The organism is Paenibacillus sp. B46(2026) (genome assembly GCF_056786355.1).
This window is the reverse complement of the sequence record NZ_CM165907.1, coordinates 1,120,220-1,143,462: the sequence shown is the minus strand read 5'-3', so window position 1 is coordinate 1,143,462 and position 23,243 is coordinate 1,120,220. Positions and strand designations below refer to the sequence as shown.

19 protein-coding genes and 1 pseudogene are annotated in these 23,243 nt (G+C 45.9%); 9 read left to right on the top strand and 11 right to left on the bottom strand.

Annotated elements, in window-relative coordinates; genetic code table 11:
- Positions 1-5 precede the first annotated feature (5 nt).
- The 4 genes from AC1S8V_RS05215 to AC1S8V_RS05200 form a co-directional block, all read right to left on the bottom strand.
- Entirely contained in the window at positions 6-452 is a 447-nt protein-coding gene (locus tag AC1S8V_RS05215) for a tellurite resistance TerB family protein (RefSeq protein ID WP_076253393.1), read from the bottom strand.
- 353 nt (positions 453-805) lie between these two features.
- Positions 806-1,663 carry a hypothetical protein gene (locus AC1S8V_RS05210; RefSeq protein WP_482072721.1) on the bottom strand — a complete coding sequence of 286 codons (858 nt, stop codon included), beginning with the start codon at positions 1,661-1,663 and terminating at the stop codon, positions 806-808.
- Between the two features lie 260 nt (positions 1,664-1,923).
- Positions 1,924-2,655 carry a nuclease-related domain-containing protein gene (locus AC1S8V_RS05205; protein ID WP_482072720.1) on the bottom strand — a complete coding sequence of 244 codons (732 nt, stop codon included), beginning with the start codon at positions 2,653-2,655 and terminating at the stop codon, positions 1,924-1,926.
- A gap of 278 nt (positions 2,656-2,933) precedes the next feature.
- On the bottom strand, positions 2,934-3,827 hold the full coding sequence (locus tag AC1S8V_RS05200; protein WP_482072719.1) for an NAD(P)-dependent oxidoreductase: 894 nt from the start codon (positions 3,825-3,827) through the stop codon (positions 2,934-2,936).
- A gap of 199 nt (positions 3,828-4,026) precedes the next feature.
- On the opposite strand from AC1S8V_RS05200, the gene AC1S8V_RS05195 reads away from it, so the two are divergent.
- The 4 genes from AC1S8V_RS05195 (at position 4,027) to AC1S8V_RS05180 (ending at position 8,424) form a co-directional block, all read left to right on the top strand.
- Complete coding sequence (locus AC1S8V_RS05195; protein WP_482072718.1) at positions 4,027-5,148, top strand: GerAB/ArcD/ProY family transporter; 1,122 nt, start codon at positions 4,027-4,029, stop codon at positions 5,146-5,148.
- Positions 5,120-6,622 carry a spore germination protein gene (locus AC1S8V_RS05190; protein WP_482072717.1) on the top strand — a complete coding sequence of 501 codons (1,503 nt, stop codon included), beginning with the start codon at positions 5,120-5,122 and terminating at the stop codon, positions 6,620-6,622. The genes AC1S8V_RS05195 and AC1S8V_RS05190 overlap by 29 nt, the downstream gene beginning before the upstream one ends.
- Positions 6,619-7,782, top strand: coding sequence for a Ger(x)C family spore germination protein (locus AC1S8V_RS05185; RefSeq protein WP_482072716.1), 1,164 nt, complete (start codon positions 6,619-6,621; stop codon positions 7,780-7,782). The genes AC1S8V_RS05190 and AC1S8V_RS05185 overlap by 4 nt, the downstream gene beginning before the upstream one ends.
- 96 nt (positions 7,783-7,878) lie before the next feature.
- A complete protein-coding gene (locus tag AC1S8V_RS05180; RefSeq protein WP_482072715.1) occupies positions 7,879-8,424 on the top strand; it encodes a hypothetical protein in 546 nt (181 codons plus the stop codon).
- 102 nt (positions 8,425-8,526) lie between these two features.
- Here AC1S8V_RS05180 and AC1S8V_RS05175 read toward each other — a convergent pair whose 3' ends face one another.
- The 5 genes from AC1S8V_RS05175 to AC1S8V_RS05155 all read right to left on the bottom strand — a co-directional run bounded on the left by AC1S8V_RS05175 (position 8,527) and on the right by AC1S8V_RS05155 (position 15,715).
- Positions 8,527-8,808: a hypothetical protein gene (locus tag AC1S8V_RS05175; protein ID WP_482072714.1), complete on the bottom strand. Its 282-nt coding sequence runs from the start codon at positions 8,806-8,808 to the stop codon at positions 8,527-8,529.
- A 274-nt stretch (positions 8,809-9,082) separates the two neighbouring features.
- A complete protein-coding gene (locus AC1S8V_RS05170; protein WP_482072713.1) occupies positions 9,083-12,325 on the bottom strand; it encodes an SMC family protein in 3,243 nt (1,080 codons plus the stop codon).
- Between the two features lie 6 nt (positions 12,326-12,331).
- Complete coding sequence (locus AC1S8V_RS05165) at positions 12,332-13,048, bottom strand: hypothetical protein (protein WP_482072712.1); 717 nt, start codon at positions 13,046-13,048, stop codon at positions 12,332-12,334.
- A complete protein-coding gene (locus AC1S8V_RS05160; RefSeq protein WP_482072711.1) occupies positions 13,038-14,462 on the bottom strand; it encodes a hypothetical protein in 1,425 nt (474 codons plus the stop codon). The genes AC1S8V_RS05165 and AC1S8V_RS05160 overlap by 11 nt, the downstream gene beginning before the upstream one ends.
- A complete protein-coding gene (locus AC1S8V_RS05155) occupies positions 14,447-15,715 on the bottom strand; it encodes a DUF2399 domain-containing protein (RefSeq protein WP_482072710.1) in 1,269 nt (422 codons plus the stop codon). Before AC1S8V_RS05155 ends, AC1S8V_RS05160 begins: the two co-directional genes overlap by 16 nt.
- Before the next feature lie 284 nt (positions 15,716-15,999).
- Between AC1S8V_RS05155 and AC1S8V_RS05150 the strand changes: the two genes are divergently transcribed.
- Complete coding sequence (locus AC1S8V_RS05150) at positions 16,000-17,013, top strand: DUF7309 domain-containing protein (RefSeq protein WP_482072709.1); 1,014 nt, start codon at positions 16,000-16,002, stop codon at positions 17,011-17,013.
- Between the two features lie 95 nt (positions 17,014-17,108).
- Here AC1S8V_RS05150 and AC1S8V_RS05145 read toward each other — a convergent pair whose 3' ends face one another.
- Positions 17,109-18,410 carry a galactokinase gene (locus AC1S8V_RS05145; RefSeq protein WP_482072708.1) on the bottom strand — a complete coding sequence of 434 codons (1,302 nt, stop codon included), beginning with the start codon at positions 18,408-18,410 and terminating at the stop codon, positions 17,109-17,111.
- Positions 18,411-18,686: 276 nt separating this feature from the next.
- Here AC1S8V_RS05145 and AC1S8V_RS05140 point away from each other — a divergent pair, with 276 nt between their 5' ends.
- From AC1S8V_RS05140 to AC1S8V_RS05125, 4 genes and pseudogenes are all read left to right on the top strand, one after another.
- Complete coding sequence (locus AC1S8V_RS05140; protein WP_482072707.1) at positions 18,687-19,943, top strand: MFS transporter; 1,257 nt, start codon at positions 18,687-18,689, stop codon at positions 19,941-19,943.
- Positions 19,944-20,002: 59 nt separating this feature from the next.
- Positions 20,003-20,929, top strand: a complete 927-nt coding sequence (locus AC1S8V_RS05135) for a DUF2268 domain-containing putative Zn-dependent protease (protein ID WP_482072706.1) — start codon at positions 20,003-20,005, stop codon at positions 20,927-20,929.
- Positions 20,904-21,671 carry a MerR family transcriptional regulator gene (locus tag AC1S8V_RS05130; RefSeq protein WP_482072705.1) on the top strand — a complete coding sequence of 256 codons (768 nt, stop codon included), beginning with the start codon at positions 20,904-20,906 and terminating at the stop codon, positions 21,669-21,671. The genes AC1S8V_RS05135 and AC1S8V_RS05130 overlap by 26 nt, the downstream gene beginning before the upstream one ends.
- Positions 21,672-21,696: 25 nt before the next feature.
- Positions 21,697-22,209: pseudogene (locus AC1S8V_RS05125) on the top strand (metal-dependent hydrolase); the annotation flags it as partial.
- 12 nt (positions 22,210-22,221) lie between these two features.
- On the opposite strand, the gene AC1S8V_RS05120 reads toward AC1S8V_RS05125, so the two are convergent.
- Positions 22,222-23,163 (bottom strand): hypothetical protein, encoded by a 942-nt coding sequence (locus AC1S8V_RS05120; RefSeq protein WP_482072704.1) that lies wholly within the window; start codon positions 23,161-23,163, stop codon positions 22,222-22,224.
- Positions 23,164-23,243: the final 80 nt, after the last annotated feature.

Below are 23,243 nucleotides of genomic sequence, written 5' to 3'. Positions count from 1 at the left end.
GCTAGTTAGAGATTGAATTCACCCGGGTTCAGTCCAAGTACAATGCATATCTCGGCAACGACTCTTTTCTCCTGATCATCAAAGTTGCCGTCAGCTGAACCAATCGCACTGCATACACCCACAATAACGCGTCCTACATCTGGCTTGGCTTTGAATTTCCCAATGGCTTTCAGCGCTTCCTGCTTCCCGATCTCTGGAGAGAACTCAAAGTTCGCGACATAATGATTAAAGCGTGTAATCACTTCAGCCATATCGAATACTTTTAATTCCTGACTCAAGTTGATATAACCGGCCATCTTGTTCTTTTCCGCTTCGTCAATGGAACCATCCGCAAAAGCAACCAGTGCACAACCTGCAACCACGGCATCCATAAAATCTTTATTTTTAAACTTTTTGACTTGCTCTTCAAGTCCTTGTTTGGTTGAATTTAACCAGCTTTTAAATGAACTCATACTCAACCTCCAATAGTTTCAACCTGGTGTACCGTACATTCTTTTCAAGATTTTTCAGTAACTTTCATGTCTACATCATGTTGAATATAAGTTAAATTATTCCTTAACTATACTCTGAAATACGGCAATATTCTACATTAAAAAACAATTAATACCTTATGATACGCATCGTTCTGGATATAGTTTCAAGCGGATTTCAAAAAAATGCATACAACACATAGAACCCTGACCACCGATCGTTCCGGCAGTCAGGGTTCTATGTAATACCTCAGCATATATATAATTCGTTCAACTCATTCAAATTCTATTCAATACTACTATTCCTTTCCGTAAATCTCCTCTACACGTTCTTCCTAATTGGTAGACAACAGAACATTAAGCAACCCCATGGCATTATTGGCATCAGTCCTCGTCGTCTTGTACATCTCAGCAAACGCCGCTTCATCCTGCTCCGGGTCCATCGCAGCAAGCCTGCCCCATGACGTACGGGCCTTGTCGTATAGCGTACTCAACGTAATGTCATAAGGATGCTGTGCAACAGGTGCCATGGATTCAAATTTCGCTGTGACCCTGAAGAAATCCATCGAATCCTGGAACGATGTACTGCTATAATCCTTATTTTTCATCGCATCTTCAGTAATCAGCAGACCTTCACGGGCGATAAACAGTGTTTTCACCATGGCACGTTCCATATTGGTTGCTTCTTCCCAAGTTACATAAGATTCATCAGGTGCCTGTACGGTTGTGAAATAAGGAAAGGCATCATCAATCAACCGCTGCGAATCGGAATGAATTGGAACCTCCGCATTCATGTCCACAACGGCATCGCTATAATTGGCGACATTAATGTTTTTGGAACCCGCCTCACTGACCCGACGCACGGGATGATCCGTAAGCGGGATACGGATATAACCGAGTTTATCCGCATACTTCTGCTTCAACTCTTCCAGTGTGGAATCCTTTCCAATCTTGCCGTCGTCAGCTGAAGAAGATTCTTCTGTAGCTGAACCTGTCTGCTCACTACCATTCGAAGCGGATGCTACTGTTTCTGTGACGTTCGTATTTGGACTGCTTGTCTCCGACGAAGTAACTTCTGTACCCGAAGCAGACTCCGGCGATGACGCCTCTCTAGCTCCACCACCACAAGCTGTCAAAATCGCTGCCAAACTGAACATGACGGTGAACGTCTTTATCGTATCATTCCATTTCATCGTATGATCTTCCCCTTATCGGTTGTATATTCCTGAGATCCATTAACCTCTGTTTCAAGCCTTGAACACTCACTTACAAAAATATCCTTTCAGATAACATGCTTGATTCACCATCGGACATGGTCTACATTCTATCATAAGTTAAAAATCGGTTGTATACGACGATATACCTGTGTCTAAAGCCTTTTACTACTCGCACATTTCCTCTCCAACACAAAAACACTGCCGCCCGTATGGACAACAGTGTTCGTGAAGCGTAATTATTTGATACCTTTAGCCTTCTCCATATGCTCTGACCGAATCTGAGGATCCGTGGAATTGACCGATGAGAGCAGAGCGTAGATCGCCTGAATATCCTTCTCTTGAAAGACGGTCTCGGGAACTTCAGTCTCAAGTCGTTCCGTCTTGCGCTGAATCGTCTCCACCAACTCATGGTCGTAGATGATCAATTCATCCGAATTCACATATCTCACAGCAGGATCAACACTAATGCGGCAACGATTGGTGAAGGTCACCATAGAGACGAGACGTACTCTTTTGTAGTCTCCGAGGTGTGCATGGATGGCTTCCACATGTGCACGATGCTGCATGAGCGGATTGTACATTTTGACCCGGCTGCTGCTGACCGACCAATTGGCCTCTCTTCTTCCGCCGCGAATCTCACCTGTCGTCAGATTTCGGGTTTCGATCACAAAGATTGCCCGAGGGCCGATTACGACATGATCAATCTGTGAATAACCGGAGCGTGACTTCGGATTGGTAACGAGCAGGTCGTTCAGCACTTTATATTGACTTGGAAGACCTATCAGCTGATCTGCTGTACTAGGTTCCTCCAGCTGGCGTGTCCAATCCCCTTCCGCTTTTTTCTTGCGCTTACTGCGGACCATACGCGGGGGAATGGTTGTCGTCGCTGGTAACGCTGAAGCGGAGGCTGTAATCTGGTTCGCAAGCTCTGGTTGTGTCTTGAACAGAGACAGGATTTTCTTGAACATGGGCAAGCTCCGTTCTATTATAGTGTGGGTTACGGGTGACCATTACAGGAGGAATAACACCCTTTGACACATTCATTATGTAAACTTCTATTACTTATGTCGGATAAAGCGGGGTAAAAATAAAGGGAAAACGATCAAAATCTCTCCAATACGCAAAGTACATATGAACATTTAACCAATCCCGTGACTTTAGACGCATAAACAAGCCGAAAAATTGAAAAAAAACAGCGCAACCCTTTCCTGAATAGAAAAAGAATACGCTGCTGTTCTCTTGGGTGTTAAGCCTGAAGATAATAGGTGTAGAGCACCTGTGTACCCTTCTCTTCCAGACCATTATTCGCTATTTCCTGATACAGGGATTCGGCCAGAGCCAACCCAGGCGTTTTCATGCCCATCGCTTTTGCAGACTCCAGTGCAATTCCCATGTCTTTGATAAAATGTTTCACATAAAATCCCGGCTCATAGTCGCCTGCGATCATGCGCGGACCAAGATTGCTGAGCGACCAGCTTCCGGCTGCACCGGTAGCAATGCTCTTCAGCACGGTCTCCGCGTCCAGACCAGACGTCTTGGCATAGGCGAGTGCTTCGCATACGCCCATCATGCCAGAGGCAATGGCAATCTGGTTGCACATTTTGGTATGCTGCCCGGCTCCTGCCTTGCCTTGCAGCACAATGTTGGTGCCCATCTGCTCAAATAGCGGACGCACGGCTTCAAATGCCTCCGAACGACCACCAACCATAATGGACAGCTTCGCGTTCTGCGCTCCGATATCACCGCCCGATACAGGCGCGTCCAGTGCATGCAGTCCTTTGGCCTCAGCAGCTTCAAAGATTCGTGCAGCCAGGAGTGGACTGGATGTCGTCATATCAATCAGATATGACCCCGGTTTGGCATTGGCTACGAGACCATCCTCACCGAGATAAATCTCCTCCACATCCTTCGGATACCCCACCATCGTGATGATGACATCACACGCAGCAGCCAGTTTGCCTGGTGTATCATGCCATACGGCACCTTCCTTCACCAACGCCTCCGCCTTGGCTGCGGTTCGCGTGTAAACATGCAGCGGATACCCCGCCTGCCGGATGTGACCTGCCATGCTTTTGCCCATCACGCCTGTACCGATAAAGCCAACTTTCGTTTCTCCAGGTGCCTTCGTCGTATTTGTCATCGCAGGTTTCCTCCTTGTTTCTCTATGTTTCGGAATGCTGTTCTTGAATAGCTATATTGATATATTAAAGCTTTCTGCTTCTTCCGTCTATCTTGTTCTACATTGTCTGCTCTCAAAAAAATTAATATGTACTAAGAATCGAAAATCCATTTCCTGTACAACCTAACGGAAACTTCCTTGATCGGAAAGGAGGATTCCCATGAGTCGTGAGAAAGGTCAAATCACCATATGGCTATCTTTTTCCATACTTTTGTTAAGTGCCGGACTTGTATGCCACGTTCTGTCCATTCCGGCCATTCTGAATGAAGCCGGCAGGGATGGCTGGTTATCCGTAGTCGTAGCTGCGCCCTTTTTTATGCTGTTTCTATGTATGATGTATATCATCATCCGGCGGGTTCGCGGGCAGCGTCTGACGGACTGGATCACCCGTGAATTTGGAATTGTACCTTCCTGGATCTTCCGCATCTCCGCTTCCCTTCTGCTGTTCATGCTTGGCACACATACGTTGTATGAGACTACAAACTGGACTGTATCTACATATCTTCAATTCACGCCTCCCTATGTTCTGGCCGGAGGCGGAGCACTGGTTGCTGCCTGGGCGGCAGCCAAGGGCATACGCTCCATTGCAATGACTTCCAGTCTGCTGCTGCCTTTTGTGATTTTGCTCGGTTATTTTGTAATGTCCGCCAATATGAAATACAAAGACTACAGCCTATTGTTCCCAATCATGGAGAACGGTATGGGTCCCGTGTGGCGGGGCATGATCTACTCCCTTGCCGGGCTTGTGGAAATCTGGATTCTGATGTTGTTCCAACATGAAGTCAAAGGCAAAATTCGGTGGTGGTATGTCCTGATCCTCGGTTTGTTTATGCTTAGTATGGCTCTCGGACCAACCATTGGAGCCATTGTGGAATTCGGTCCTGAAGAAGCAGCAAAACAACGAAACAGTCCCTATGAGCAATGGAAACTTGTGAATATCGGCAAGCTGCTGCAACACGTTGATTTTTTGTCCATCTATCAGTGGCTTAGTGGTTCCTTTGCAAGGGTGGCCATATCCATGTATCTCATCGTGGATCTGCTGAATTTCCGCAGACCGAAGAAGCGATATATCGCCATTCTTACCATTACCGTCATCATGAGCTTCATGGCAATGCAATGGTGGCGCATTGATTACGTCGATTATTATGTGGACCATATTCAGTTCCCCGTCATGCTTGCCTATGTATCCGTCGTTACCGTGATACTAACCATTGCTGCATTAATCCACAAAAAAGACAAGGAGGCTCCCGATCATGCCGATCTCAACCCAGCCCAAGAATAATCGTGAAGTTGAACCCTTCCGAATGAACGAACATAACTTGAATACCTTTTTTGCCGGATCTGATGATGTCATCATTAATAGTCACATGATCGGAGAATCTCCGATGCAGATCCTTATGGCCTATTGCAGTGGTATGGTGGACAGTGAAGCGATCTATGATATTATTCTCCCGGAACTTAAACGAACGTATGAGCACACATACTTTGTTCGTACGTCCGACATTGAGAAATGCATCAGCCTGCAGTGGACACCGATGGACCTGCAAGATCCGGCATTCGGAACCGAGCTGATGTCTCTCCGTGTTTTTGAAGGCCATATGCTGATCTGTATTCCTTCTCTTCAAGCCATGTGGAGTATTGATATTTCCAACCTCCCCACTCGGACGCCGGAGGAATCGACCACCGAGGTTTCGATTCGTGGAGCAAGAGACGGGTTCATTGAACCTCTCGCCGTCAATGTTGCCCTGATACGCACACGTTTGCGTACGAACCAACTGGCCTGCAATATCGAACTGATCGGTTCACGTTCTGCAACAAAGGTGGCGCTGATGTATATCAAAAACATTGCGAATCAAGAGCTGATCGAAGACGTCCAGGATCGGTTACGGAAGATTGAAACCGAACGGATTCTGACGGCGAATGAACTGGAAGAAATGTTGTCCCCTTCGAAAATTAACCTGTTCCCCCTCACTCATTACACGGGAAGACCGGATTTTGCTGCAGAATGTCTCCTGAACGGACGCTTCATCCTCATCGTGGACGGCAATCCCAGTGCCATTATTGGCCCGGTGAATCTGTTTCTGCTGCTCAAATCCCCGGAAGATGCCAGTTTTCCATTTCTTCCGGTGAATTTGGGCCGAATGCTGCGTTTTCTCGGTTTGATGATAACGGTGTTTCTGCCGGGCTTCTATATTGCGCTGACATCATATCATATGGATCAGCTTCCATTCCCCCTGGTGGCAACGATATCAGTCGGACGGATGGGACTGCCGATGGAATCAGGCGTGGAGATGTTCCTCATCATGCTCCTGATGGAGCTGTTCCGGGAAGCGGGTGTTCGCCTGCCGAGCGCAATCGGCCAGACGCTGACCGTGGTTGGCGGTCTGATTATTGGCGACTCGGCGATTCGGGCCGGCATGGTCTCCCCGCTCATGATCGTTGTCATTGCTGTAACTGTTGTTGCTGGCGCTACGATCGTAAATCAGGTCATGACGAGTTCCATCCTGATCCTTCGCTTTTTCTGTTTTGTACTGGGAGTATCGCTCGGCATCTATGGTTTCATTCTGTCCCTGATCCTGTTACTCATCTACCTGACCGATCTCAAATCATTTGGCATTCCATATCTGGCTCCGTTAACTCCGCTCCATTTTAAACAGGCCGTAGCTTCATTATTCAAACTGCCGAGGGGGTTCGGCAAACGCAGACCCGTATATCTCGAAACCCAGGAGCCACGCAAGAAAGGCAACGGACGATGAAACGCTTATTGCGGCGATCATTGCTGGGTTTGTTAAGCCTGGCAATGTGTGTCATGACAAGTGGTTGCTGGAGTGCATTTGAGATCCAACAGGTAGACTACGCGAAAGCGATAGGCATTGATTACAAGGACGGCATGTATCACGTTTATGTGCAAACCCTTGATTTTGCCAGTGTCGCCAAAAGTGAAAGTTCGACCAAAAGTGCCGATACTCCACCCGTCTGGGTCGGTCATGCTGAAGGAAAAACGATGAGTCTTGCGGTGAACGAGCTATTCCGTACTGCTCAATTACACATCGCCTGGGGGCACGTTACAGCTATAGTAATGGCTGAAGGCGTATTAACCAGCAAACATATCAAGGAAGTGTTCGATATGCTGGGGCGTTTCCCGGAATCACGTTATACGACCTGGGTGTATGGTACCCGAGAGCCATTGGAGGACATTCTAAGCGCAACATCCATCTACAATTTGTCGCCGCTGGACAGCATTCTTCATAATCCACTCCCAGGCTACAGGGAAGAATCCCTGTTCCCTCCCATGCTCAGTTTCCAACTTATCGCGACCCATAATGATCCGGCTACAACCACATATCTGCCCAGTATTGCGCTGAATAACACCCAATGGGCAGAGAACAAAAAGAAACAGGATTTGTTTATGATTGAGGGAGCCTTTTTCGAAAAAAGGGGAGTTGCCTTTACATTTTTGCCTCGAAGTCAGCTCCCGGGTTATCACTGGCTGATTGAGGACATGCGGCGAGCACCATTACTCATTCAAAAAGACGGCACGATCTATGGGGGTCTCAGTGTTGGCTTGCCTAACATTAAAATCAAGCCGGTCATTCAGGGCGAAGAAGTTACGTTCAACATTGATGCCAAATACTTAACCGCCCTGTACGAATATATCGTACCTACCTCTTATGAACAGATGATTAAGATTAGCGAGGACAAACTGCGGGAGCAGATTATGCAAACCTATCGTCATGGCTTGGAACGTGGCGTCGATATCTACGGGCTGGAGGAGAAGCTGTATCGCAAAAATCCGAAGCTGTGGCGCAAGTTATCAAACAACGGGACCAAGATGATGCTCACCGAGGACTCGATCCAGGATCTGAACATCCACCTCACGATCCCTTATACGGGAAAATATAAGAGGAAAGTGTAGCAACAAGCCCCATGCCCGGAAGGAACGGACAAGGGATGCATAATTACCAAATCTCGGCTCATACTACCAGAAGGAAAATATTGAGGGAGTGACAGTATGAGGTTGAAAAGCATCATCGTCGTTGGAACGGTGTTAACCTGCTCGACTCTATTATGGGGTTGTGGCAATGGCGATACCAATGCAAATACAAATAATGCGTCCCAGCAAAACAACACGGTCCAATCCGAGAACTGGAACGATCCCAAACGACTGGAAGCTTCCCATCTGGAGGCACTTGAGCGTATGGAGAAAGATCATATTCACCGAATGGTTTCGCTTAGCGCGAGTATAGATGGAGACAAAGTGATGACCACACTTGAACGGTCGAGCCAAAAGTTGGAGGAAATGAGACCCCTCGCCGAAATGCTCCAGCATGAAGGACATCCCGCATTATTACAGCGAATTCAAGACATGTCCGGTGATATCCAAGGTTCCAAATCCGTTATTGCTGAGATGAAAAATTTGCCTCAGGACGGTAAAATTAAGATCCAGTCTGAAAACTCCGATTCTTTGCATCACATCAGCAGCTTCCGTGATTACCACCAGTACATCCAGGGAAAAGTACAATCTTTAGAAGGTAAATCTACGCAAATGTCCCACTAACCTAAACCTAGTTCAGGGAATCGTTAAACTCGGAATGTTAATATCCGATGATTAGCGATTCTTTTTTATTAACTTCATAATGTATCCCTCTTCGCTACAGCTTCATTCCACCCACAACGATACCCAGATGAACACGCTAAATAACAAGACCGGCGTAAGTGCGCCTGTGGCTAATATGATCCAAAGTGTCGCGGGCTTGATCCTTTGACAGTATGTATCAACCTTGCGCATCCGATCTTTACGCCACTTGGCGAACTCGAGCTGTCTGACCATCCGACTCAGAACTTTTTGCCGCTGCTCACCCTCTTCGAATTCATTGATCGTACGCCGCAACTCCTCGTATAATTGAGCCTCTTCCTGCCCAGCCACTGTAGGTGTAATCATCTAATCCTTCCTCCCATGAGCACATTATTGAGATACAGCCTCTCACCTAATCGAACCATCATCAATACGCCTGTATTCCAGGTCACTACCTACCTAACTAAACCACTACTTAAATAACACAGTGAGTACCTTCAAAGTTTGGGGTTTTATTATAAATGAATACACCAAAAATTCCGGGCAAGCCCGGAATCGACTAAAGGTTTCTTATCATCATTTTGGTAATTATTCACGTACAAACTGCTCTGCACATTGAAATTTATTGTTTTTCTCGCCTTTACACCTTTATACCTGCAACTCTACTTCGCGTAAGAATCGGATTATGGTGAACAACATACGCTTTTTTGAATCGATCCAGATAGGTATTCTCATGAGATTTGGGCGTCAGGATAATTAATTTCCGTGACAGTTCCCGATGATACAGATCGAAGACCTTCAGCTTGCGTTGTTCGTCCAATGCACTGTCGAACTCATCAAGCACGATAAAACCTGGGCTTGTCTGCAAGTTACGCAACAACGCAAGTGCGAATAACAACGAACTCAGAGACTCTTCTCCACCCGATACCCCTTTTCCAACTCGTCCTCCGCGTGCCTTGAGACTCACATCTTCCATCGTTCCTCGATGTCCTTCCTTGCGTGCACGGATATACAGATGAAAGTGGGTTCTCCCTTTTTTGTCCGCATATTGCTCCCAGTTGATTTCGCCTTCGAACTGAAATAGCGTCATGTACGAACGAAATTGCTGTTGGATCTCAAGGACCCGCATCTGTATCGTTGTCTCTAGTTGATCCTTTAATTGAATGGTCCGCTCTTCATCTTGTTCAAATAACAGTTTGGTCCGCTTGTATTCATCCTGAAGTCGTTCAAATTCCTCTTTCACTACCCTGTAGTTTTCCGGTGCTGCTGGATCAATGTTGGCTTCATTACGGGCGTGATTATACTTCGTTTTCCCCGTTTCATAGCCCATTCGAATCTGGGAAAGGGAAGGTATTGTACGAGATGACTGTTCTATATCCTGACCTTCATCCAATTGCAAAATCTGCTGTTCTTCGAGAACCTGCTCCATTAGTAGCGCAGAGTCCCGTTTGAAATCCTCTATCTCCTGAATGATCTTCACATGCTCTTCTTCCGTAGTAACAAGTGACTCCCGACGGTTCTCCATCTGTTTGTTGATCCAATTCAGCTTATTGGTCTCGGATTCCAATTGGGCCTGCGTATCATTATCTTCACGCTTCAACCGCCGTAAGCGAGTGCTGATTGCATCCTGCTGGTCCTCATCCCCCTTCATCTGATCTTGAATATTCCCAATCTGAGCCTTCAGATCAGCCAATCTGCGCTGGCTTACATTCAATTGTTCGTATTTTCCTTTCAGGTTACCGAGTCGTACATAAAAGTCAGCTTCCAGTTGCAATACGCGAAGTTCTTCCTCCAATTGTACAAGTTGTTTTATAATACCGGACTCCAGCTTCTTCATTTCCCGGATGCTTTGTTGTTCTGCCGCCAGTAATCTATTTTCCTCCATCAGCTTGTCTCTACGATGATTGCGTTCATGTTCGCGCGTCATGAACGCCTCGGCACGCTTCATCATAGGAAGTATGGAGTTCAGTTCCTGTAACCTACCGGCTAGGCGGGTGATCCGTTCGACAGTATGTTCAACCTTCCCCGTCAGGAATGTAATATTTTTTTCCAACTCTTCCCTACGGAGCACAAGAGCCTGTTCACTCAAAATGTATCTTCGCTCCTCCTGCGGTCCTCGAATGCCCATGCTATCCAACAAAACACCTTCTTTGATCCTGGGCTCGGCTTCCCGGAAAAACTGTTCTACCCACCATAGGGCTTTCATTGCGAAAGGCAATAATGCCTCAGCCAAATCTGGTCTCACCTTCAAATATAGGGAAGGAATTCTCATCACTGATTTATCCGGAATGACACTCTTCAATGGCACATGATACAGATCATTGGGAACACTGGCATATCGACCATCAAAAAACACGGTATATTTAATCGGTTCAAGTCGTTCCTCCGATTGAAGCGGAGCCCCTTCGTCCATCTCTATTAGATCTCGTAACGGATAAGCCTGAACCCCTCGTTTATCGAAATAGCTCAACGACTGACGCTGACGGCTGGACCAATCCCGGTTGGATGCAAGACGTTCCTTTTCCTCAAGAAGCTCCTGTTGCTGATGAAGCAGCTCACGTTTAAGATCCTTGCTCACATTCAGCTGCTCTTCCAGCGCTGTCATCTCTTCCTGTACCTGATAACTCCCGGCATACCGCTGCAAATAATCGATGTGCTCCTGTTCAGCCTTTCGATCTTGTTCAGCTTCCGTCTCCATTGACGCAATTGCTTTGATATGTTGGGTAACTCTATCATCAGCAGCGCTTAACTTATTTTGTAACTGCTCATGCTCCAGACCACGCTTCTGCAACTGTTTAACGACCTGATCCAGCTGTTGCTGCACCTCGTTCTCTGTCCGGGTAATCCGTAGCTGCTCCTGTTGGATTGCTGCCAGATCTGATTCCAGACGCTGGATAACCTCGACCGTTTGTGCCTGTTCAACGTTTAGCTCCTCTTGCCGGCTACAACGTTGCTGCAGTTCAACTGTCAGAGCCTGCATCTGTTGCTCGTTGTCCGATTGCCTACTTTGAATTTCTGTTGCTTGAAGCCTGATGTGGGCAAGCTGATCCTCCGAATTCTCCCGATCTAATTCAAGTTGTTCCAACTGGTCCTTGAGATCCTTTTCTTCACGCTTGTAGTAATCCTCCAGTTGAAGCAAGGAGGAAGCATATAATTTCCCGCCTTCCAGAAGACGTTTCCGGTTATCCTCATATCGATCCAAACTGGACTTCTGTATATGCAACCACTGTTTTTTGTTACTCACATTGGTTTCAGCCTGAATCAGCGTTTGCCTTGTCTCCTGCAGTTGTTCCACACTTTCTTCCCAGTTTCGCTGCACTGCATCTATACCATGCATCTCTGCAAATATCCGAAATCTTTCCTCCGAATGCATAACCGCGAACTGATTAACCTCCTGCTGATACCAGATCAAATAGAATAAATCAGGGTCAATTTTATATTTGTATTCCAGATCTCTTTTATATGCCGTAAAATTATATTGCCGATCCCCTGAGCTATATCGTGTTTCGTGTAACCACTCTCCAGGACGATCCCCAGAATATACAACATACTCCCGCTTGATGGGCTGGCCTGATCCGGGCTCCTGCGAAATATATATCGCAAATTCAATCCATTCAGGAGCGTCGATCTTCATGTCCCCTTCGTTGCGAAATAACAACCGGATCTGTGCATTCCATGTATGATCGGGTAACAGATTCCGGGATTTCAAACCTTCCAGTTCTACTTTGGATGAATACAAGACCGCTCCCATGCAATACGTGATCGTCGATTTCCCTGCCCCATTAGGTCCAGTAATCAATATATGTTCCTGTCTGCCCGACAAATCCATTACCGTATTGTCATAGTCACGAATTCCGGCGAACCACATTTTATAAGGTATCATCTCTTGTTATTCCGCTCCTTGCTGTTGAAGATTATATCTTTTGAAAAATTTCATGACTTCTTCTTTATTCAACTGGTTCGATTGACTGAATTCGACGGTACGGCGTAAAAATGAATCGGAAAACATATGTACTCCTATCGCCGTTAATTGATACGCCTTTTCGGGTGAACGGGTATCATACTCCTCGATAGCACCAATTTTACGTAAAGGGTCCAGATTCATGAGCAATCGCTGGTTAGCCTTGGTCGTTTCATGTCCAAATGCATCAAGAAGTTGGTCAAACAGTGTATACTCATGCTGCAATACTTCCTGTTGATAGAACATGAACAATAATATCGCCAGACTTTCCTTGGAAAGCGTACTTCGGGCCGCTCTCGCTGGAACTCTCATCATGACGACAAGCTGATCCCGATCCTCATCATAGATCAATTGAAAATAACGGCTTACGCCCTGATTCACTCGCTGTATAAACGAATAAAAGGCTTCCTCCTGACCTGTAATATTCAGCTGCTTCTCAACCTCTCGGCGTGACAAGCCAAAGTTCCCTGCCCGAATCGTGGCAGACGAAGAAAACAACAGGTTCATAAACACCAGCTCTTCCTGCTCTGTAAGCATACCTTTGAGCGCCTGCATCACATGAAGAGCATTAACGTTGTCTGTAGCCTCGGTTGCCTGCTCTTGGTTTACCTCTTCCAAAGAGAGATTTGTTGTCTCATCTGTCATTCTGATCCTCCTTTCGCAGCTTACGGCTGGTTATCCTTTGATTCCGATCATCAGGATCGATCCAGTCCCATAACTTGGCATACGGTGGACCTGATGCGACGGCATTGATCTGTTCCATATCCAATGTTTTGTTACCGATCAGGGCAGAGATGGCAGTCAGCGCATTTATTGCATCGCCCCATTCAGATGATGTAGCTTCGATGATGACCTGTTCTACAGGTGCTTCTTCCACAGCAGCCATATATTGCTCAATTGCTTCTGTCTGAATCATGGATTTGGTCAATAACCACTCGGTATCTCCCATCAATTCACTTAGTTGCTCAAGAGATACTTCTTCTTCTACAAACAGCAATTCAGCCGGGGCGGACATATCTATAGGTTCAGTAAGAGGTTCGTATGTCTCCAGGTATTGTACTGACTCACTCACAGCTGCACCGGACAACGGAGAGGCAAATTTAACGGGGAGCCATATACCATCCATCGCTTCATCAGCATACTGGTTCTGTTCCATAAAACTAAGTAGCTGGTAAACATTAGGGGTGTCAGAATCCAACGGAGGATCATACATACTGACAATAAATTCACGAACTTTCTCGGGATGAATCGTAGACGACAACATGGTTTGTTGCATGGTTGTGAATTTCAAGTACTTATTAATCATCCCTATACTCAAGTGGGTACCTTCTGCTAATACGGCTGTTCCCTGCTGCATAAGATGACTTAAAACAAGACTGTCTTCCAGTGTCTGAAACTGATGAAGCCGCTCACTCAGCTTCTGCTCAAGTTCCTGCATAAGCTGATGTATGATTTCCAGTTGTGGCAGCGCATTGCGATCAGCCAGTAATTCCAACTCTCTTTCCTTCAGTAATTGAAGCGCATGCTCCACATTACGAATCATGCTTGCGATTTTATTGCCCCCTGATATACCGTGATCGTCATAAGCCTCACTATGCTCAGCATCCCGTCTCGCTTGAAAAAGAGATCTGCCTATATCATCATGCATATAATAGGCCAAGGAGTCATTCGCCAAGCGAATCAGGGCATCCATCATTCGCTTGCCCACATCTCTCATCTTGATCTGCCGAGTCTGCTTCGAAATCCAGTTATGCTTAACGAGCACACCTACAATCTGTTCTACTTTCTTGATTTCCGGTGGCTCAGCATCATGATATTTATTTCGATAACGATAATAGAGTGTACTTGCGTTCTCAATTGGTTCATCCAGCCCCAAGGCAGCCTCATTGACTAACTGGATGATCCGTAAAAATCGTAATATTTCGATGGGCGTCTGAAAAAAATTCTGTGACCCCAGATCACTCAGAACACCGGATAAGGAGGAAATATCCCGCATGGTCTGAAGAAGTTCGGGTGCTGAATCCTTATGCTGAAATATAGAGATTAAAGATTGATCCATCTGGTCCACTCCTCCCGCTTACCGAGTACCTGCTCCTGTTCTAAATGAGTAGTCGTCAGTAGTAAGTCCATATATGCTTTAAATGCAGCCTGATCCTGATAAATCTGATGATCGTGAGCTATGAATTTCAACACAAGTTCTTGACCAGCCAAAGCAGCGCTCATCTCACCAGTAATTAGAAGTCCATCTGCATCATAATCACTCCACAGCATGGCTTGTTTAATTGACCTATCTTCTTCCAGTAAACGTTGAATGAATGTCCTGTGCGAGCTGCGCATATGTCCATCCACACAGACGATGAGTGAATTGGTTTGCTCTACGAAATCCGGTTCAGCAGCCATTCGGGTAAGCACAGCCCGGTTTTCCACCAGCCACAGTGTTTCAGCGTTGGTTCTATAATGCTCCTGGGCAATGGACAGATCCGTCAGCGCGTGGACAGGTCCAGCTCTGTATGAAGACCACTGCCCCTCCAGGTGACCTGCAAAATACATGGGCGTTATTTTCCCAGGACTAATCATACCCAACCATTCAGCTGATGTGCCTGAGCTGTGCTCAAGCCATGACAGGAATTCCTCCCGATGCATATCAAATGCCTTAGAACCTCCAATTCCGCCATAATAGCGGGAACCGATCTCCTTCCAGTCAAAGACAGTAGCAGATAACGCAATCTCTGTAATCGCATGTATGAAATGTAACCCCTTCATTCTCTTTTCAACATTCCAACGAGCAGGGAAGTGTTCGCTCTCCAGCAGTTTAGCAACGTTCCATTGAAGACTCTCATTCAGCAAAAGTACAGGCTTGGAGAGTTCTGTTGCCCTTCCGGTTGGATTGTCTTTGTATACTTCCGTCAGATTACCTACACGTAATTGATACTTCTCCAGTTCAGCCGATTGAACCTGTTGATTACATAATACCTGTCTCTCCATATAGCTAAAAAGACGATATCCCATCCGATAATGGGCACGCTCTACCGTCTTTCCATCCCGCTTCAATCGAATTTCCTTGATAATCCAGCCCTGCTGCATCAGATCAAATGCTTCCGATTCATCCATGTCCACCCTCTTGCCCGGTGTCCATCCTTGCAGAATGGTCGGAGCCAGCGTCTGTTCCGAGTAGCCGGTTTCGTCCCCGCTCTCTGCAGGTTCTTCCGCACAATCCAAAGCCATAATAAGTGTACCTGTATGACGGAATGTTCGGGCTGTTTTGCGGATGATGTGAAGTTCATGAAGCGACGCTTCAACCGCAGATTCCATCCGAGTTGGAGATGTGCTCCTTAGCTCCTCGCCCTTCTTTAATAAATAATTCGTTATGTAATTCAATATTGGCTCTGATCCCCTCATTGCTCGCTTCATCCTCATGTACTAGATTATTCTCTATTGTATCAGCAATACGCTAGCCTGCATAAAACCTGATTTTGAATACAATGGGTTAACATCCTTGTCCGTTATCGTATCATGGCTGATTGATTTGGAATCGTGAATAAATATGGTAAAATCACTCTAATCAAGAATTGGTATGGAAGGAGTAATGATCATTAATGAAATTACTTATTGAAGAAGCACGTCCGCTGTACGAAGCAGCCAATCGTTTCAAACAGCAAGCAAGCTGGCAATGGCTGAGCAACTCCCATACTTTTGGTGTCCAGGACCCGGAATCCGGACAGATCGGCTACTGCACCGTGATGGGCAACGGAGGCGAGATGTATGGAATGGCTGTCTACCTGGGTACAGAAGGACTGAATACCTTGGCTAATCTGATGCAAGGGATCATAACGGAAGACCCTGTTTTCACCCAGCACTGCTTCCTGTTGTCCTTCGATAACCGGGACGAGCTTACTGCCGAAGAATACAAACAATTAAAGGCTTTAGGCTTCTCTTACCGCGGACGCAACGCCTGGCCTACCTTTCATCTGTATGAACCGGGATACGTGCCGGGACCTGTTCGGAAAGCCGAGGACCTTCGATTCTTCGCCACCTGTGTTGAGCAGGCCATTGAAGTCGCTTCAGCAGTACGGTCTGACCCGGATCAGCTCTTTCCTTCAGATCAGCGATTATTTCTCACACGTGTGCCAGAGCTTTCATCTGATGGACAAGCATTGATCTGGAGCAGTCAGTGGGTTGAACCACAGCCTATCGTTGTAGAAGAAACCGCATCTATATTCATTGATGAATTTCAACAAGCGCGTCTGCGCAAATTGCCTCGCCCCCCAGAATCATTCTGGGAATTCGGATTATCCTATCTGCCTACATCCATTGGTGATAAGGAACGCCCCTATTTCCCACAGATTATCATCGTCACTGAGCCAGCCTCCGGCATGATTATCCACTCTGCCGTCGCAGAACAAAAACGCAGTTTTCAGCAATGTGCAGAAGAATTGGTTGACCTTCTTTTGCAGCGAGAATACAGGCCTTCCCGGCTGATTTTGTCACGACCAGAATTGGCTCAAGCCCTTTTGCCCTTGCTTAGCTCTATCGATATTGAAGTATACACGGCAGAGCAGCTACCTATGGTAGAGGACGTTTTACAAGAAATGAATCATTTCTTGCACTAGTTTTTTGGATAAAATAACCAAAAGCGGTTTTCCGCCCAGGCCATAGTCCGGGTAGATAACCGCTTTTTTATACACGTGATTTATTTGCTACATCCCTATTTGTTCGCGTTAGCGATCAATGCATTCAGACATACCGCACCCTGTGCACGCACATTAACAACAATAATCGGCGTTTCCAGCATGTCGTGCATCCAGGACATATACTCTTCTACTTTTTCGTTCGGAAGGATCGTCAGAATAACCCCTGCGAATCCACCACCATGAATACGACAAGCGCCATCACCCAGGTTTTGCAGATAATTCTCGGTCAGTGCCAACGCGATGCCAATCTCCTGCTCCTTCACAGCGCCACTCTGATATACATTCTGCAGCCACTTCCATGACGAGTTACCGGACGCTGTAATCAGTTTCAGGAAATCAGCAAAACGTCCATCACGCAATGCCTGAACCTGACCATCGACACGATTGTTTTCTTCCAGGAAATGAAGTGCACGCAGCACGGCACGGTCCCCAGCAGCTTCACGAACCTTCTTGAGGTTCGCATAGATTGAGTCAGCTGTAATTTCCCGAACATACTCACTGCCCAATACCTGAGCAACCGCTCTCATCTCATATGGCACAGCAGCGTAATCTTCCGTCAGATCGGCGTGGTTGCCACCTGTATTCACAATGACCAATGAGTAACCGTTCTGTTGGAAATCCCACTGAACAGGCTCGATGACTGGCTGTGCAGGATTCTCAAAATCAATAGCAATGAGTCCGCCATACGCACAAGCCATCTGATCCAGCAGACCGGAGGGTTTGTTCCAATAGTGATTCTCCGCATACTGACCGATTTTGGCCAAGGTTACAACATCCAGTGTTCCATCGTTATAGAAATGATTCAAAATCGTACAGATCAGCATCTCAAATGACGCCGAGGAACTCACCCCTGATGCCGAGAACACGTTACTTGAAAGGTACGCCTGGAAACCGCCAACCTTATATCCGAATTCTCCAAATCCCGCAGCCATACCGCGAATCAACGCTGTTGTGCCATCGTCTTCCGTATTTGGCGTGAGGTCCGTGAGATCGATTACATATTTCTTGTCATAACCTTCTGAATAAAAGGTAATAACCGAATCCGCAGTTGGTGCTGCCACTGCAATCGTATCCAGCGTAATGCTGCCCGCCAGCACTTTACCATGGTTATGATCCGTGTGATTACCGCCAATCTCGCTCCGTCCTGACGCGCTGAACAACTTGCTTCCTTCTTGTGCGCCAAAGTACTCTTCGAACGTTGCGTTCAGCTTTGTGTAACGTGCAGTCTGTTCCTCTACTTGTGATTGTCCATACATTTGGGCAAGCAACGCTTGGCCCTCCGTGGATTGGATCAGATTCAATGGTTGTGTCGTCATTCATAATCCTCCTATGGATATGCAGCTTTTATTTTTAGACTGTTGGTGAACATGGTTGTCGCATCTGTTTCATACCTTATTCCTCTCCCATTATCTCAGCTTCGTAGCGGAAAAGGTAGGGTAGAATTGAAAGTTTGTAAGCGTTTTGTGAAGTTATTTGTTGTAAAAACAGGATTGAAAACCATTTTACAATAACTTAAATTTGTATAGAGTAAAAACACATTATTTTCCAACCTCAATGTTGCTATGCTTTACATCTTATTGGTGGAGGGAACAATGAAAATCAAGTCAAACTATACCAAGTTATTCGGTGCATTTTCGCTTACATTTTTGGGTGATGGACTTACACTTGCTGCGGTTCCTTGGCTCATATCAACACTTACAAGCGATACGCTGTATGCGTCCGTCACCATGACTGCACTTCGTTTACCCTGGCTACTATTCAGTCTTCCTGTAGGTGTCCTCATCGACCGTTACTCACGCAAACATATGCTGATTGGGGCAGGCTTTACGCGAACGATCCTTCTGCTTGTCCTGACGTTATGTATCTGGGGAGGATGGGTGAGCATTCCGATTCTGGCTCTGTTCATGTTCGGGATTGGTCTGAGTCGAGTCGTATTCGACAGTACGGTGCAGACGGTCATTCCACAACTGGTAGATGAGAGTAAATTAGAAAAAGCCAATGGGCAGTTCACCGCCGGACAGTTAATCACCAGTGACATTCTGGGCGTTGCTTTGGGAGGGTTCATTATCACCCTGCATATTGTTGTTCCTTTTGCCATAGACGCCGTAACGGCTGTTATTGCTCTGCTCTTTTTGATTAGTTTGAAGGGAAACTTCTACCCAGGGGATACGGAAACAACCCAGAAGGAAGTTCGCCCGATGAAGAATTGGAAACGAGAGATGTGGTCGGGTATTCAATATGTCTATCATGATCGTTTTCTCCGCGGACTAGCCATTCTGTCTGTCACTATTACACTGATGTATTCGATCATTCTGGCTACTCAGATCTTCTTTGTACGAGATGTGCTTCAGTTGGATGCTTCTGCATTCGGTATCCTCATTTCCATTGCAACCATCGGCAGCATTGTAGGGAGCCAAGCTGTTGCTTATATGCGCAAGAAATGGAGTACAAAACAATTGATTATCTCCTCCATTTTGTGCATGGGAATCATCTATGGTGTGGTGGGTCTAACTACAAATGCGTATATGGTAGGCGGACTGTACTTCTGTGCTGCATTTTTCATTATTATCTACAATGTTACCCGTTCGTCTATCTTGCAACGTTCCGTTCCTAATGAAATGCTTGGCAGGGTCGGAAGCGTGTTTCGCTTTTTGTCCTTTGGGATTAGTGCTATTGGTACGCTGCTCGGCGGATTATTGGTGCGGGTTAGTGAAACGACTTTTGATCGCGTATTCTCGTTGCAACTCCCTTATCTCTTGTTAAGCCTGATCTATATCCTGTCTGCTCTGATATTCGCACTGAAGATGCAGAATCATTCAGAGAGCCAGCAGCGTGACATCAACGCTTGACTGTTACGTTAGGTCATACTTGATAATGATCTCAAGCTTACATGAAGGAGAGATTAAGGATGAAGATTACCGCGTTACGTTCAGATAAAATCTACGAGGAGATCATCCAGGCTGCACCCGATGAGAAATTGGAGTTATATCGTGAGCGAATGATGGGTCCCTTCATGAACAAATGGAACATTCAACAGATCCCGTTTCGCTCTCATGAGCCTCACGGCTTCGATGTGATCATGATGAATAATTTTATGAATATCGCTCCCGCAGATATCACGACCGAGATTAACGAATCGTTAGCAGCGATTTCGTCTGAAGCATTTTGGCAAAAGTGTCATGAAGCTGTTCGTACAAGTCTATCCACCTTTACAGATCACAGGATTGAGCTATCGGTCTCCGAATATCTATACACGGTTTTATTAGGTGATAAGAACAGTCCATCACTCACCATGAACGAAGGTATCAGCGGAGATGGTGGAATCCCGGGTTATATTATTGCGAACCTGATCCCGAGTAGATATACTCTACCTCGTATGCAATCCGTGTTAGCCCATGAATGCAATCATAATGTGAGGTATCAACATATCCAGTGGAATCCACAGATTACACTTGGGGAAATGGTTGTTGGCGAAGGGTTGGCCGAGAGCTTTGCGACATCCCTGTATGGAGAAGATTTGCTAGGCCCCTGGGTAGCCAAAACGGATATGGAGACTTTGAATAAAGTAATCAAACCAAAGATAAAAGATCAGCTGTATGTCACCGGTTTTGACCAAATTAATCCATATCTATACGGCGATGAACTTGCCATCATGCAAAACTTCACGCCCGTAGGTATGCCCTATGCGGCTGGCTATGCCTGCGGATATCATTTAATCCAATATTATCTGAACAAAACAGGTACACCGATCACCGAAGCAACCATCACTCCGGCAAGTGTCATCCTTGCTGAAACAAAGGACTTTTGGAATGAAGACACCCTATTTCACCGTTAAAAATATCATTCAGATCACCGGCATCACCAAACGCGCATTACATTATTACGATAAAACAGATCTCTTAAAACCGAGCAAAGTCGAAGACAATGGCTATCGGTATTACGATCAAGAGGCACTCGGGAATCTGCAGATGATTCTGTTGTTCAAAGAAATGAATTTCTCATTGAGAAACATTGCATCCATGATGCAACTTTCCAAAGACGAACAGAAGGATATCCTAAGAGAGCACCGCAGTACACTCGTTCAACGAAAACAAAAACTCGAAACCATCATCGACCAGTTGGACGAGTACGTGGGTGGAACGGATATCTCTCACCTTAATCTGTTTGACGACTCTTCCATTCTGTCCATTCAAGAGCAATATGAATCCGAGGCGAAGTTTGTATATGGAGATACCAAGAAATATCAGGAATTTGAAGCCAATGTGAGCGAACTGTCTGCGGAAGAGCAAGAAAAGGCCTACCAGCAGTTCTCGGTCAACATGGAGACAGTATTTCGGGAATTGGCGAAGCATCAGGACCTGCCCCCTGCTGCTGGTGAGGTACAAGCGTTAGTGCGTGAATGGAAGAGTTGCTTGGAACAGTTCATGGTCTGTGATGCTGAGATTTTGAGGTGTATTGCAGAAGCCTATACGACGGATCGTCGATACGCAGGTTATTTTGATCAGTTTGGTGATGAGGATTTTTTAAGGTTTTTGTATCGAGCTATTATGGTTTTTGTGGAGGGTGGGGAAAAGTGATTTTGTGTGAAGTGAAAATACATAAATGTATGAACTAGGCTCAGGAGGTAACTCGATGCAAATGTTTCTTCATATGGCTATACACTTGATTACGGGTGGAACGATTCTATTACTTTTTCTAAATAAGCGGTTATCTCTTACTAAAGACTATATAATTACTATTGTTTTGGGTTGTATTATTGCTATCACTCCTGACATCACTAAGTACTTTGGTGATATATTGTTACATTCTCTTGCTACGGTTCCCTTGATTGGAGCTGCATATGGCTGGATCATCTATAAAACCTTAAACGTTCGGTTCTTCTGGGCATGGATAAGTACGATGGCCACATTATTCATCGGGCATCTTCTTATAGACCTTCTTGGTAATGGAATTAATTTGTTCTATCCTTTTACGAACCAAGAACAGAATTTCGCAATCTTGGGATCAAATAATGAACTCATCATTTCTGCTTTGTTAGCCATTGCCACTACAATCACATTAATTTATAAAAAAGTTAAACCCATTGCAATAGTTTCATTAGTACTAGCGGCTTCATTTGTTGTAAGCTTAGGAATTTCTAATGCAATTATAAACTACTCTTTGCAACAACGTTACTCCGTCAATGATCCGCAATATATTATTGTCTATCCAGATAACACCCCATATCACTGGAACTATTACGTAAGAATTGATGAACTCACTATTATTTCCGGCAAGGGAAGTTATTTCACAGTGACAAAATAACCGCACAATTATTAATGAACATCTTAAGACTCCATTTGAAGGTCTAAATGTAATCAAAAAAAGCTGCAGCGATTCAAATTGGAATCGCCGCAGCTTCTTTTCTACTTCCCTGTCCCCCGCTCCAAAATATGCATGCAACCGATACAAACAAACCTCTTTCGTCCAGCGATACAGCAACGCCCGTTCCTCCGCATCCTGCACCTGCACATTCAGCGAGAACACGCCATCCTCGAAACGGGTCATACTACCTTTCGCGCCGCTCCACTTGGACATCGGCATGTCGATAATCAACTTTTCAATCTCGTTTGCCGTCCTCTCATTCCATTCCCCTAGCGCAAGCTTGTCCTTGTCTGAAAAGTCTTTCCGTTTCCGGTATTCCTTCTCCGTCAGATACGTATGGAAGAACCTTGCCATCTCCCCCGGTGTGATCGGGTCCATCCAGTGCGCTTCGCCTCGCTCCAGCATGTACAGCAGCACGATCATTTTATAGCTTTTGTTCATGAATGTCTTCTCCACATCACGCAACCAAGCCTCGTGCCGGACGTACACCTCTCCCTCATATGGGGACAGCAGCTCCGCCCAATACAGAAACCCAACATACGAACCAAATTCGCTGCGGTATCCAATACTCTTCGAACGTCCCATCAAATGCAGCTCCAGATACGTCGGAATACGCCCCAGCTCTCGTTTCACATCCAGAAAATCCTGATGCAGCTTCTCGCGGCGCGGCAGCCGTTTGCGGCTTAGCCCCTGAAGCAGGTTCACCACCTAGGTCTCCATAAGTAAAAAAGAGTGACTCCGAAGTTCAGAGTCACTCTTTTGTTAAAAATGGGAAACTAAACTCT

What these genes read in the sequence shown, in the direction of transcription:
- AC1S8V_RS05190 (WP_482072717.1), top strand. Translation starts at nt 5,120, where the DNA reads ATGCCGATCTCAACCCAGCCCAAGAATAATCGTGAAGTTGAACCCTTC.
- AC1S8V_RS05210 (WP_482072721.1), bottom strand. Translation starts at nt 1,663, where the DNA reads ATGAAATGGAATGATACGATAAAGACGTTCACCGTCATGTTCAGTTTG.
- AC1S8V_RS05185 (WP_482072716.1), top strand. Translation starts at nt 6,619, where the DNA reads ATGAAACGCTTATTGCGGCGATCATTGCTGGGTTTGTTAAGCCTGGCA.
- AC1S8V_RS05155 (WP_482072710.1), bottom strand. Translation starts at nt 15,715, where the DNA reads ATGGAATCTGCGGTTGAAGCGTCGCTTCATGAACTTCACATCATCCGC.
- AC1S8V_RS05215 (WP_076253393.1), bottom strand. Translation starts at nt 452, where the DNA reads ATGAGTTCATTTAAAAGCTGGTTAAATTCAACCAAACAAGGACTTGAA.
- AC1S8V_RS05135 (WP_482072706.1), top strand. Translation starts at nt 20,003, where the DNA reads ATGAAGATTACCGCGTTACGTTCAGATAAAATCTACGAGGAGATCATC.
- AC1S8V_RS05150 (WP_482072709.1), top strand. Translation starts at nt 16,000, where the DNA reads ATGAAATTACTTATTGAAGAAGCACGTCCGCTGTACGAAGCAGCCAAT.
- AC1S8V_RS05175 (WP_482072714.1), bottom strand. Translation starts at nt 8,808, where the DNA reads ATGATTACACCTACAGTGGCTGGGCAGGAAGAGGCTCAATTATACGAG.
- AC1S8V_RS05160 (WP_482072711.1), bottom strand. Translation starts at nt 14,462, where the DNA reads ATGGATCAATCTTTAATCTCTATATTTCAGCATAAGGATTCAGCACCC.
- AC1S8V_RS05165 (WP_482072712.1), bottom strand. Translation starts at nt 13,048, where the DNA reads ATGACAGATGAGACAACAAATCTCTCTTTGGAAGAGGTAAACCAAGAG.
- AC1S8V_RS05195 (WP_482072718.1), top strand. Translation starts at nt 4,027, where the DNA reads ATGAGTCGTGAGAAAGGTCAAATCACCATATGGCTATCTTTTTCCATA.
- AC1S8V_RS05200 (WP_482072719.1), bottom strand. Translation starts at nt 3,827, where the DNA reads ATGACAAATACGACGAAGGCACCTGGAGAAACGAAAGTTGGCTTTATC.
- AC1S8V_RS05130 (WP_482072705.1), top strand. Translation starts at nt 20,904, where the DNA reads ATGAAGACACCCTATTTCACCGTTAAAAATATCATTCAGATCACCGGC.
- AC1S8V_RS05140 (WP_482072707.1), top strand. Translation starts at nt 18,687, where the DNA reads ATGAAAATCAAGTCAAACTATACCAAGTTATTCGGTGCATTTTCGCTT.
- AC1S8V_RS05170 (WP_482072713.1), bottom strand. Translation starts at nt 12,325, where the DNA reads ATGATACCTTATAAAATGTGGTTCGCCGGAATTCGTGACTATGACAAT.
- AC1S8V_RS05180 (WP_482072715.1), top strand. Translation starts at nt 7,879, where the DNA reads ATGAGGTTGAAAAGCATCATCGTCGTTGGAACGGTGTTAACCTGCTCG.
- AC1S8V_RS05205 (WP_482072720.1), bottom strand. Translation starts at nt 2,655, where the DNA reads ATGTTCAAGAAAATCCTGTCTCTGTTCAAGACACAACCAGAGCTTGCG.
- AC1S8V_RS05145 (WP_482072708.1), bottom strand. Translation starts at nt 18,410, where the DNA reads ATGACGACACAACCATTGAATCTGATCCAATCCACGGAGGGCCAAGCG.